Origin of the sequence: Vagococcus luciliae (assembly GCF_024637875.1) — a bacterium.
Classification (GTDB): Bacteria; Bacillota; Bacilli; order Lactobacillales; family Vagococcaceae; genus Vagococcus; species Vagococcus luciliae.
In genome coordinates, this window is sequence record NZ_CP102451.1 from 1,183,834 (window position 1) to 1,196,815 (window position 12,982).

The following is a 12,982-nucleotide window of genomic DNA, read 5'->3' on the forward strand; positions in this document are numbered from 1 at the left end:
ATCTATAAGTTATGAGGGAGGGAAACAAATGGGCAATAAATTAAAAAAAACATGGTCTGACATTGTTCGGTACAAGGCATTAATTTTGATGGCTTTACCAGGCATGATTTGGTTTATTTTTTTCTTCTATATTCCAGTAATGGCTAATGTCGTTGCCTTTAAAGACTTTAGAATATCTCCAGATGGTTTTTTTGCTAGTTTAAAACAGAGTCCTTGGGTCGGATTTGAAAATTTTAAATTTTTATTTTCCTCAAGTGATGCATGGTTAATTACTAGAAATACATTGGTTTATAATATTGTATTTTTAGCATTTAATTTGTTTTTTGCTATAGCGTTTGCCATTATCATGAGTGAGTTGAGAAATAAACGAGCAGTAAAAGTTTATCATACGATGTCTTTACTGCCATATTTCTTGTCTTGGGTAGTTATTTCCTATTTTGTATACGCATTCTTAAGTCCAGATAAAGGTATCATTAATCATTTGCTATTATCAAATGGAAAAACACCAATTAATTGGTATGCTGATCCAAAATGGTGGCCATTGATTTTTGTTATCTTAAATGTATGGAAGAGTTTGGGATACAACAGTATTATCTACTATGCATCAGTTATGGGGATTGATCCAACGTATTATGAAGCAGCAATGGTGGACGGTGCAAGTAAGTGGCAACAAATCAAAAATGTAACCATTCCACAAATTATCCCAATGATGAGTGTGTTATTAATTTTAAACATTGGTGGTATTTTTAGAGCAGACTTTGGTATGTTCTACTCTGTTCCAATGAATTCTGGTGCATTGTATCAAGTGACATCTGTGCTGGATACTTATATTTATAATGGTATGACGGCAACAGGGGACATTGGGATGTCAGCTGCAGCAAGTTTATATCAATCAGTTGTAGGAAGTACCTTATTATTAGGGACCAATGCAATTGTTAGAAAATTAGATCCAGATGCAGCATTATTCTAATGGAGGTGAGTAATATTGAGAGAAAAAAAGAAAGTCAAAAAAGTTGAAATACGTGCTTTTAGTCCAAAAGTGGATTTGTTTTTCAGTATTTTAATCGCGTTATTTGCTATTTCTTGTTTAATCCCATTTATTTTTGTCATTATTATTTCACTGACAGGTGAATCGGCATTAACAGCAAATGGATATAGCTTTTTCCCAAAAGAGTGGTCATTTGAAGCATACAAATATATTTTCTCTGGAAACATGTCAGCTAAAATTGTACGCTCGTTTGGAGTGACTATCTTCGTCACAGTTGTGGGAACAATTGTAAATGCTACCATAACCAGTTTATATGCTTATGCGATTTCAAGAAATAATTTTCCGTTTAAACGATTTTTTACACTGTTTGCTTTAATTACGATGTTATTTGTACCTGGTATGGTGGCAAATTACTTAGTAATGAGTAACTTACTTCAATTAAAAGATACCATATGGGCATTGATTTTACCGTTAGCCCTTGGACCATTTAATATTTTAGTTATGCGGACTTTCTTTAGAAAAAATGTTCCAGATAGTATTATCGAATCAGCTAGAATTGATGGCGCGAGTGAATTAAAGATTTTTGTTCGTATTGTATTACCACTTGCAGTACCAGGTATTGCAACGATTAGTTTATTTGCAGCTCTTGGGTATTGGAATGACTGGTTTAATGCATTACTTTATATCCAAAATGATAATTTAATTCCATTACAGTATTTATTAATGAAGATTCAAAATAACTTAGACTATCTAGCACAAAATGCAGGAATGAGTGCTCAAGTATCAGGAGGTCTAGCAGCCTTACCAAGCGAGTCAGCTCGTATGGCGATTGTTGTTATTTCAACATTACCTATAGCAATAACCTACCCGTTTTTCCAAAAATATTTTGTTGGCGGATTAACAATTGGTGGAGTAAAAGAATAACTATTTAGGAGGAATTATTAGTGAAACATGTAAAGAAATTTTTATTTGCGTCGACTGCGATTGTGGCAACCCTTGCGTTAACAGCTTGTGGTGGAGATAAAAAAGCAGATGATAAAAAAAGTAGCGGAAAAGATGGTGATGTCACCACTTTATTGATGTATCAAATTGGCGATAAACCAGAAAATTATGATGAGTTGATGTCAATTGCTAATAAGCAAATTGAAGAAGCCATTAATGTAAAAGTTGATTTACAATATATTGGTTGGGGTGATTGGGACAAGAAAATGAGTACCATCATTGCTTCAGGTGAAAACTATGACATCTCTTTTGCTTCAAATTATGTGGCAAATGCACAAAAAGGAGCTTATGCTGATTTAACTGAATTAGCGCCTAAATACGCTAAAGATGCTTATGAGCAGTTGGATGAAGCTTATATTAAAGGGAATACGATTGATGGAAAATTATATGCTTTTCCAGTAAACGGTAATGTATATGGTCAACAAGTTCTAACATTTAATAAAGAATATTTAGATAAATACAATTTAAACATTGATGATGTTAAATCATATGCAGATGCTGAAAAAGTATTAAAGGAATTTCATGAAAAAGAACCTAATATAGCGCCATTTGCTATTGGACAATCGTTCCAATTATCAGGAGATTATGATTATCCATTAGGAAAAGAGTACCCATTTGCTGTTAAAAATGATAGTAAAGATGGTATCAAAATTATCAACCAATATGATGATTCTGAATTTGTATCAAACTTAGAATTAATGCATAAATGGTATGAAGACAAATTAATTCCAACAGACGCATCAACAAACACAACAGGCTATCCTTTAGAAGGTAATACTTGGTTTATGCGTGAAGAAACACAAGGACCTATGGATTATGGTGATACAATTTTAAGTAATGCTGCTGGTCATCCATTGGTGTCAAAAGCAATTACGAAACCATTGAAAACAACAGCACAAGCTCAAATGGCAAACTTTGTTGTATCAAATGTTTCTAAAAACAAAGAAAAATCAGTCGAATTTTTAGGATTATTAAATAGTGACCCAACTTTATTAAATGGATTAGTTTGGGGTGTTGAAGGCGAAGCGTGGGAAAAAGTTGGTGACAATCGTATTAAATTATTAGACGGTTATAAACCAAATATGCACATGGCTGCTTGGAATACAGGGAACAACATGATTTTATACACACAAGATACATTACCAGAAGAAAAAATTAAAGAACGTGATGAAAGCATAAAAAATGCAGAAGTTTCTCCAATTTTAGGGTTCAACTTTAATACAGCACCTGTAAAAACTGAAATTACTAACATCGCAAATGTGATGAATCGTTATAAAGCCAGTTTAAATACAGGAACAGTTGATCCAAAAGAAACATTACCAAAATTAAATAAAGATTTGGAAACTGCAGGATGGGATAAAGTACAAAAAGAAATGCAATCTCAATTGGATGACTTTTTAAAGACAAGTAAATAACAATGAAAGACTGAAACGAGCAAAAAGAGTTTCAGTCTTTTCACATTATGGTCATTAATCCTATCATAAAAAAATGATATGATAAGTGAGAAAATAGAAGAGGTGAAAGTGATGATTGACAAAGGATTTAAAGGCGTATGGTTAATAGTTAAATTAAATTTATTGTTTGTACTATTTAGTTTATGTGGACTAGTTGTGTTTGGTGTGGGTCCAGCACTTCAAATGATGAATGATTTATTTGTTGAGTCTGAATTTGATTACAAAGAAATAACCTTTCATAAAGCGTGGATATCATTTAAAAGTCATTTTGTGCGGAGTAACCAATTGTTTTGGTTATACAATGGCTGTTTAGCTATTTTATTTTATAATTTATACTTATCTGTCCAGCTTAAGGGTTTGTTATGGTTAATCATCGACTTTTTATTATTAACCATGAGTTTACTCATTTTCGTGTCTTATCAATATGTATTAGTGTATGAATCAGAGTATGAGTTACCGATATTACAGTTAATTAAATTATCGTGCATTAGTGTCTTTTTAAGTTTTTCTTCTTTTTTAAAATTATTAATTGGGATTGCTATTATTTTAGGATTTAGTTGGGGAATGAAAGGTTTATTGCTTTTTGCTACATTTGCACTGTGGACAGCATGGAATAATATTGCAACAAAACATAACCGAGAGTTTGTTGAAAAAAGGTTAGTGGGAAATGAAAGCTAGATTGCAACGTTTATTTTCAAAAAATATTTTAATGAATCAATTAATGACAATTTATAGTTTGTTATTAGTTGGGTCAATTGGAATTATCTTAATTGGTTACACGATTTTGACTATTAATTTTGCAAAAGACGATTCTAAAAAGGTGTTAGATACGGTCTCTAGAGAATTAACAGCGTCTATTCAAGTGAAAGATGCAACGTTGTCTGGGATTTTATGGGATATTGCGTTAACCCCAAATCAATTTGATAATTTAAATCAATTTATGACGTTACCCATTAGTGAATACGTAGAATATTCATTGGATAACTGGCGTGAGACGAATAATAATGATTTTTTCCCAAATGTGTTAAATAATTTGTTTTATAGTTTTCCATCAATTCAAACAATTGACATTGTGTGGGATGGAAGAGATGATTATTTACATGCTGATACTAGAAAAACAAATGGTGTGTTTTTACAAGGAAGACCAGTAATATCAAAGGACTTCACTTTATCACGACCAATTCCTATACCAAATACACGTGAAATGGTTGGACATATTTATGTGACGTTTGATGACATGTTTTTATCAAAAGACTTAGCTAATGATTATGCTATAAGAACGTTTGTATTTGATACTGGGCATCAAGTAGTATACGAGCATGGTACTTCACTTCATAACCCCAAAATAAAAAAAATAGTAGAAAATTTTCAAAAAACAGGTGACCTAGATAAGACAACATTACAAAAAGAAGCAGTCTTTAATGATGAGGTAGTTAAGGGCTTGACTGTGTTAACTATTTTAGATAAATCAAACGTGACGAAAGATATATTACGCTCGCTAGTTCCAGTATGGATGGTAGGGTTCTTTGTCATTGCCTTTTTATTAGTCAGTTTAAAAAGGGTCTTTAGTAACTATGCGAAAAAAGTAAACAGTATTGTATCAGTTACTAAAGAAGTTAGTCAGGGGAATTTGTCAGCGCAAATTGATACAACAGATATGAAAATGGAATTATGTGATTTATCAGATGCGGTGAATGATATGATTGTGAGCTTAAATCAATATATTCAAGATGTTTATGTTCTAGAAGTTAAACAGCGAGATGCTCATTTGCGTGCATTACAGTCACAAATTAACCCTCATTTTATGTATAATACATTAGAATATATTCGCATGTATGCGATTAGCAAAGATCAAATGGAGTTGGCGGATGTTGTTTTTGCTTTTTCATCGTTGTTACGAAACAATATCGATCAAGCTAAAACCATTGACTTAGAATCAGAATTACGTTTTTGTGAAAAATACGTGTACCTGTACCAAATGCGTTTTCCAGACAGTATTGCGTATCATTTTATTATTGATGAATCACTTAAAAATTTTACGATTCCAAAATTTATGATTCAACCATTGATTGAAAATTATTTTATTCATGGAATGGATCATTCGCGTATTGATAATGCTATTAGTGTCAGAGCAACGATACATGACTCTTATGTTGAAATTTTAGTGGAAGATAATGGAAAAGGAATAACGCCAGAAAGATTAAAAGAAGTCACGGAAAAACTAGAAGGTAGTGATACATTATTATCTGGATCGATTGGACTGGAGAATGTGTATCAACGTATGCAAAACTACTTTTCAAATGGAGTTGAATTAGTAATTGAATCACAAATTGGTGTGGGAACTAAAATACAAATCATTATTTATCAATCAAAGGATGTGAGTGTAGATGTATAGCGTTTTGTTAGTTGATGATGAGTACATGATTTTAGAGGGGTTAAAAAAAATCATCCCATGGAATGACTTAGGATTTGAGGTGGTCTCTACTTGTCGTAGAACAGAGGATGCGATTCGTTATCTGGAGAATCATTCTGTTGATTTAGTTATTACCGATGTTAATATGCCTGAAAAATCAGGGATTGATTTGATTCGTTACATGAAAGAAAAAGGCATGGCCTCAGAAATACTGATTTTATCTGGGTATCAAGAATTTATGTATGTAAAGCAAGGGCTCGAGCTTGGTATTAAAGGCTATTTGTTAAAGCCGGTGGACAAAAATGAACTAACTGAAAAAGTAATGATGATAAAAGAAGAGCTAAATCATGATAGACAAGAAAAACAAAAAGAACGTTTATATAATGAAATGTTATTAATTAGATGGTTAAATGATGAGTTAAATGAATCAGAATACCGTAATTTTATTCAGCATTTTGATGTAGATAAACTGGATGATTATGCTGTTATTATCTGTGCCAATGACGTTTATACGGATACTATAAGGCAATATAGTTTGGCGATGGGACAAAAATTATGTGTAATCCAAGAAAACGAAGATACGTTTTATACGATTATTGTTTATCATGGCTCTAAAAATGGATTATCAACTTTTTTATTACAGATGGATCAGACAATAGAAGAAGATTATCAATTAAGTGTGGGTGAATTGGTACAGGAGTGGGAAAATGTTTATGAAAGTTATGAACAGGCTTTAGCTATGATGACTTTTTCTGTGTTTTATGATAATAAACAAGTTTTGAGTAACTCATCAAAAAACGTGTTGAATCTACTTGATGATGAGACATTTGAGTTTATGTCTTTTAATAAAGCATTAATGGTTGGTGACATGAATGAAACGATTATAAAATTAAAAGGGATATTCTCTCAAATGAGACAACTTGCTTTTTTACCTGATAACGTCCGTCATGTCACGTTTTTATTATTTACGGATATTTATCGCCGATTTCCTTCATTAAGTGTGGCTATTTATAATGAAACATTAGAAAAAATAAAGCAGTCTCATAGTATTAAAGAGTTAGAAGATTGGCTGATTTATTTACTTGAACTAACTGAAAGTATGGATGGGAATATGCAACGTTACTCAGAATTGGTTCAAAAGAGTATGGATATTATCGATAAAGAGTACAAAGAGGATTTGACTTTGAAGCGACTATCTGAAGAACTTCATGTTAATTCAGTTTATCTAGGGCAACTTGTCAAAAAAGAAACTGGACGTAGTTTTGCTCAGGTGTTAAACCAATTACGTATTGAGAAAGCTCAGGATATGTTATTACATACTGATTTAACAATTAATGAGATATCTTTTGAAATTGGGTATAATAATATGACGTATTTTTTAAAAATGTTTCGTAAATTAAATGGTATGACGCCAAAAGAATTCAGAGAAAAATATAAAAAGTAATACATAATAATGGTAAAATTAATAAAATAGTACACGAAAAGTGGTGAGCTGATGGAAAAGCAAATGTTTCGATTACTAAATTCGACAAACCAACAATTATTAACTATATTGGAACTGATTTCTGAAAATAAACGATGGTATACAACAAAAGAGATTGGATTACATATCAATGTTACTGAAAGAACAGCTCAAAGGTATATACACCAAATACGTGACTTGACGGTAGCATTTAATGATTACTCAACAAAAAATGTTATGATTTATTTTGAAAAATATCGTGGCATTTATCTTGAGAGTGATTCTGGATACATTGAATTAAAGAATTATATTTTTGAGCAAGACGAGACCATTCAACTTTTAAAGCACCTTATTGTAGAAGATGGTGTAATAATTGATCAATATGTAGTAGACCGTTATATTAGCGTTAATTCTGTTAAATCATCGCTTAAAAAAATTAAAGTTTTGTTTGAATTGTATGACTTGACTTTGTCTAGACAAACATACGCTATTATTGGCAATGAAAAACAAATCAGATTAATTATTTATATTATGATGTGGACATTATATAAAGGAATGAAGTGGCCATTTGAAACAATTAATGAGCATATTATGTATCAAACGGTTGATTTGTTTTCTGAAACGAACCACTTAACTTTTTCTGTTATTCAGAGAAAACAGTTAGCTTACGTGCTATCAACAAATTTAATTCGTCTTAGAAAAAAACATTTTATAGAGATGGAAGAAGATTGGCGAAATTATGTTAATATGGATGTTTTACTTGAAAAATTATCCTTTTTGAAAAATTTAATGCAAGAATTTAATATTTATTCTGAGTCAGAAGTTTATTTTTATGCTGTTGTCTCACAAATTAAAACTAAATTTTATGAGTCTTCCATTTTTAAAGACGAAATATTGTCTTACCATAAACGTCAACAATCAGACGTTTATTTGGCTACACAAGAATTTATGGAATTGTTTCAAAAAACGTTTGGTAAGATTCCAACTGATTTGCTAGATCGGTTTTTTATTACCAGTTTTTGTGCACATATGTTTTCACGGTTATTTAAACGAGTTCATGTTGACGTGGACGGTCATTATGTTATTAATGAACTAAATGATCGGTATCCAGTTTTAAAACGTAAGATGTTAGAGATGATTCATCAGTTATATAAAGATACAGGAAATGATTTATTTCTGATGGAAGACTTTTTGTTACAAAAATATATTTTACTTTTTTCATCAGTTAAGCCATTAACATATTATGAGGCAGAAATTACAATTTATCTCGATACAGATTTACCCTATTTTGTGATACGAGATATAGAAGAAAGAATTAGGCATCGTTATAAGTATGATTATCACATAGTATTCAAGACACTTAATGAAACAAAACGAATAGATTTAGTTTTAACTAATATTCCAAATACATTAGAAGAAATGAATCGCTATTCTCCACATGTCCAATTATTTGATTATCCAATTAAAGAACGTGATTTAATAGACATTGGAAAAAAATTACAACTTTTGGTACAAGAGAAAAGTGAAATGATTCAGCTTTAAGAAATATACGTTTCTTAAAGCCTTTTTTATCGCTTTATTGTTGTATTCTTAATAAAATATTAAGAGATTTGTAGGGTTATCTTATTTTAATTTGAAACTATCTATTATATACTTTAATTTACAGGTGATTTGAAGTATACTTGATAGTTGAAGAATCATGAGTTACTTGTGATTGAAAGTTTTATTTATAAAAATTGGAGGACGAAAACATGTGTGGATTTGTCGGATATATGAACCAACCAGGTATTGATCCAACAGTCATCAAAAAAATGGCGGATCGTATTGTACATAGAGGACCAGATGATGAAGGATTTTACCAAGATGACGTTATCTCAATGGGATTTAGACGCCTATCAATTATTGATTTAAATCATGGACAACAACCAATGACTAACCAAACCAATACAAAAGTATTAACGTTTAATGGTGAAATATATAATTACGTAGAATTAAGAGAAGAATTGCAAGAATTAGGTTACGAATTTAAAACAGAAGTGGATTCTGAAGTATTGATTCATGGCTATGATGCTTGGCAAGAGGGATTATTAGACCGTATTCGTGGAATGTACGCGTTTGTTATTTATGATTCTGAAAACGGTGAAGTCTTTGGAGCACGTGATCACTTTGGTATTAAACCTCTTTACTACTTTAAAAATGAGGATACCTTTATGTGGGGATCAGAAATAAAAGCCTTTTTAGATCACCCTTCATTTGTTAAAGAATTAAATGAAGAATTATTACCTGTTCATTTAAGTTTTGAATACATCCCAAGTGATGAAACACTTTTTAAAAATGTTTTTAAAGTAAATCCAGGTCATTATTTTAAATTTAAAGATAACAATCTAGAGGTTAATGAATATTACCACTTTACATTTGAAGAAGAACAAAAAATGACCATGGATGAAGCAAAACGTGACATTATCGATACAGTAGACGAATCAGTGAAAAAACACATGATTGCAGACGTTGAAGTGGGAAGTTTCTTATCAAGTGGGATTGATTCAAGCTACATTTTAAATGAAGCATCACAAGATAGAGATATCCAATCATTTTCATTAGGATTTGACGATAAAAATATTAGTGAATTAGAGTGGGCACAAGAATTTGCAAAAGAAATTGATCAAAAAAATACGGCTATCATGATTAATGATGAAGATTTCTTTGGTATTATTCCTAAGGCAATGTATCACATGGATGAGCCTTTATCTAATCCTTCTGCGATTCAATTGTATTTCTTATCAAAAGAAACAAGTAAGCATGTAAAAGTTGCGTTGTCTGGAGAAGGAGCCGATGAATTTTTCGGTGGCTATAATACCTATTTAGAAGCAGGAACATTTAAAAAATATGAAAAGTTTACGACACGAAATATGCGTCAATTGTTTGCTCAAACAGCGAAACGTTTGCCACATTTTCATGGTCGTCGTTTCTTAATTCGTGGGGCACAAGATATTAGTGAACGTTATTATCGTGTAAATTATGTATTTAATGAAGCAGAAAGAAATGACTTACTAAAAGATACGCGTTTTAACAAATCTTCATCGTTATATGTAAAAGATTTATTTGATGAAGCAAAAAGCAAAGATGATGTCACTAAAATGCAACATTTTGATATTCATGGGTGGTTAGCTTATGATATTTTACATAAAGCAGACCGTATGAGTATGGCGAATTCATTAGAGGTTAGAACACCTTTAGTGGATAAAGAAGTGGCTGAAATTGCAAAACGTATGCCAACTGATACGCGTGTTGACATGAAAAATGGTGTGACAAAAATTGCTTGGCGTGAAGCTTCTGAAGCTAAATTACCCGATCGCATTGTAAACCGTGAAAAATTAGGATTCCCGTCACCACTTGCTTCATGGTTAAAAGAAGATAAATACCAAGAAATGTTAAAAGACGCATTTAATTCAGATATTGCAAAAGAATTCTTTAATGTTGATTATTTAAATCGTTTATTGGAAGAACAAAAACAAGGAATAGCAAATATGCAAAAAATATTTACTATTTATACATTTATTGTTTGGTACCGAGTTTATTTTATTGAAAATTAATTAGAAGAAGGGAACCGATTATATTGACTCAAAAACAAGATTTTATCCCAGTGTTGTTAGGGGGAGATTTGAATCTGTATGGGATGGCCCGCTCATTTTATGACATTACAAATAAACCAGTCCGGACAATCGCCAGCGCCTCTATTGCACCAACAAAACATACGAAAATATTAGCTATCGAAGTTGTACCAAGTTTTGATACAGATCCAACGTTTATCGAAACCATGAGAGAAGTCGCAAAAGAGTATAAAGATTCTGATGTGCCAGTTATTTTGATGGGAATGGGAGATTGGTATACAGAACTTATCTCAAAACATTTGGAGGAATTATCTGAAACGTTTGTTTGCCCATACATCAATAAAGAGTTAGAAAAACAATTAGTTAATAAGCAAGATTTTTATGACATCTGCGAAAAGTATGATTTACCCTATCCAAAAACGAAAATTATCACTCGTCGTATGGTGGAAAATTCTGAAGCTACACAACCTTTTGATTTTCCAATCGCTTTAAAACCTGCTAATAGTGTGTCATGGAATGATTTTACCGATCCGATTAAGGAAAAAGTTTATATTATTGACAATATGACAGAATATAATCGTGTTATTCATGGCATCTATGGAGCTGGATACAAAGACAATTTAATCTTACAAGAATTTGTGGAGGGCAATGAAAGTCCAATGCGTGTATTAAATTGTTATGTTGATAAAAATCATCAAGTAAAAATGATGTGTTTAGGTCACCCATTACTTGAAGATCCGACTCCACTAGGTATTGGAAATTACTTGGCTATCATGCCTGATTATAATGAAGCGATTTATAAACAAGTAAAAGACTTTTTGGAAGATATTAAATACACAGGATTTGCAAACTTTGATTTGAAATATGACATTAAAGACAATACGTTTAAATTCTTTGAAATTAATTTACGACAAGGAAGAAGTAGTTTCTTTGTCACACTTAACGGATTAAACTTAGCTGAGTGGGTTGTGAGAGATTATATTTATGATGATTTAAAAGATAGTGACACAGTTTATGCCAATATTCCAGATGATAAGGGGAAACTATGGCTAAATGTACCAATCGATATTTTCGATAAATACGTTCCTGAAACACAATACAAAGATATTGCTAGAGAGATGATAGCCGATAAACGCTATGGTTATACTTTCTATTATGATGGAGATCGTAGTTTAGGTCGTTATTTATTACTTCAGCGTATGTTTAGGTATTATCGAAAAGCGTTTAAAAAATATGGTAAGTAAGGTGGGATGATATGGAAAATTTCTTTACCGTCATTGGAGGTATGGGAACTAAAGCAACAGAATTATATGTCAAGATGGTGAATGATAAAACACCAGCTGAAAAAGACCAAGATTATTTAAATTATGTTTTAGTTAATTATGCCACTATTCCTGATAGAAGTTCTTATATAATGGATAAAGAAAATAATGAAAATCCATTACCATACTTACTTGATGTGATTAAAACATATGATAAGTTATCGCCAGATTTCTTTGTTTTAACCTGTAATACAGCTCATTATTTTTTTGACGAGTTAGAAAAAGCAACAGACAAACCACTTCTTCATATGCCAAAATTGGCTATTTCAAGAGTCAGTGATGCGTATGCAAAAAATGCACGTGTCGGGATTATTGGGACAGAAGGAACGATAAAAAATAAGATTTATGATCCTTTTATTGAAGAAGCTGGTTTCAACGTCGTTCATCCAACAAAAGATATCCAAGATAAAGTGAGTACGTTAATTTTTGATAAAATTAAACACTTAGATCAATTAGATCATGACTTATATCATGAAATACTTGATGATATGTTTAATGAACTAAACTGTGATGTCATAGTGTTAGGTTGTACAGAATTATCTATGATGGAAGACGCTGAAAATCAGATGAATGAGCATGTCATTGATCCACAAAATGTCTTAGCAGAAGAAACAGTGGCACTAGCTTTACAAAATAGAAAATAATAAAAAGATGACCTTATCTGCGGATGATGTCATCTTTTTTTGTGTAAAACTAGTATATTTTTAAGGGTTGATTTACAATGAGACTA

Annotated in this window: 10 protein-coding genes; all 10 read left to right on the forward strand. The window is 31.4% G+C overall.

Annotation, left to right across the window (positions count from 1 at the left end; translation table 11 throughout):
• The first annotated feature begins 28 nt into the window (after window positions 1-28).
• The 10 genes from G314FT_RS05810 to G314FT_RS05855 all read left to right on the forward strand — a co-directional run bounded on the left by G314FT_RS05810 (window position 29) and on the right by G314FT_RS05855 (window position 12,896).
• Entirely contained in the window at window positions 29-970 is a 942-nt protein-coding gene (locus G314FT_RS05810) for an ABC transporter permease (RefSeq protein ID WP_257699409.1), read from the forward strand.
• Window positions 971-985: 15 nt separating this feature from the next.
• Window positions 986-1,912: a carbohydrate ABC transporter permease gene (locus tag G314FT_RS05815; protein ID WP_117973088.1), complete on the forward strand. Its 927-nt coding sequence runs from the start codon at window positions 986-988 to the stop codon at window positions 1,910-1,912.
• A gap of 20 nt (window positions 1,913-1,932) precedes the next feature.
• Entirely contained in the window at window positions 1,933-3,405 is a 1,473-nt protein-coding gene (locus tag G314FT_RS05820) for an ABC transporter substrate-binding protein (protein WP_423837490.1), read from the forward strand.
• Window positions 3,406-3,516: 111 nt separating this feature from the next.
• On the forward strand, window positions 3,517-4,122 hold the full coding sequence (locus tag G314FT_RS05825; protein WP_257699412.1) for a YesL family protein: 606 nt from the start codon (window positions 3,517-3,519) through the stop codon (window positions 4,120-4,122).
• Window positions 4,112-5,839 (forward strand): sensor histidine kinase, encoded by a 1,728-nt coding sequence (locus G314FT_RS05830; RefSeq protein ID WP_257699414.1) that lies wholly within the window; start codon window positions 4,112-4,114, stop codon window positions 5,837-5,839. Before G314FT_RS05825 ends, G314FT_RS05830 begins: the two co-directional genes overlap by 11 nt.
• Window positions 5,832-7,301, forward strand: a complete 1,470-nt coding sequence (locus G314FT_RS05835) for a response regulator transcription factor (RefSeq protein WP_257699416.1) — start codon at window positions 5,832-5,834, stop codon at window positions 7,299-7,301. The genes G314FT_RS05830 and G314FT_RS05835 overlap by 8 nt, the downstream gene beginning before the upstream one ends.
• 51 nt (window positions 7,302-7,352) lie before the next feature.
• Window positions 7,353-8,861 carry an AcpB/EbpR/MafR family transcriptional regulator gene (locus G314FT_RS05840; protein WP_257699418.1) on the forward strand — a complete coding sequence of 503 codons (1,509 nt, stop codon included), beginning with the start codon at window positions 7,353-7,355 and terminating at the stop codon, window positions 8,859-8,861.
• 209 nt (window positions 8,862-9,070) lie between these two features.
• Window positions 9,071-10,912: an asparagine synthase (glutamine-hydrolyzing) gene (gene asnB, locus G314FT_RS05845; protein ID WP_257699420.1), complete on the forward strand. Its 1,842-nt coding sequence runs from the start codon at window positions 9,071-9,073 to the stop codon at window positions 10,910-10,912.
• A gap of 20 nt (window positions 10,913-10,932) precedes the next feature.
• Window positions 10,933-12,174 (forward strand): carboxylate--amine ligase, encoded by a 1,242-nt coding sequence (locus G314FT_RS05850; protein WP_423837527.1) that lies wholly within the window; start codon window positions 10,933-10,935, stop codon window positions 12,172-12,174.
• A gap of 11 nt (window positions 12,175-12,185) precedes the next feature.
• The gene (locus G314FT_RS05855) at window positions 12,186-12,896 is read left to right on the forward strand and encodes an aspartate/glutamate racemase family protein (protein WP_257699421.1); all 711 of its coding nucleotides are present in this window, start codon (window positions 12,186-12,188) and stop codon (window positions 12,894-12,896) included.
• The last annotated feature ends 86 nt before the right edge of the window (window positions 12,897-12,982 follow it).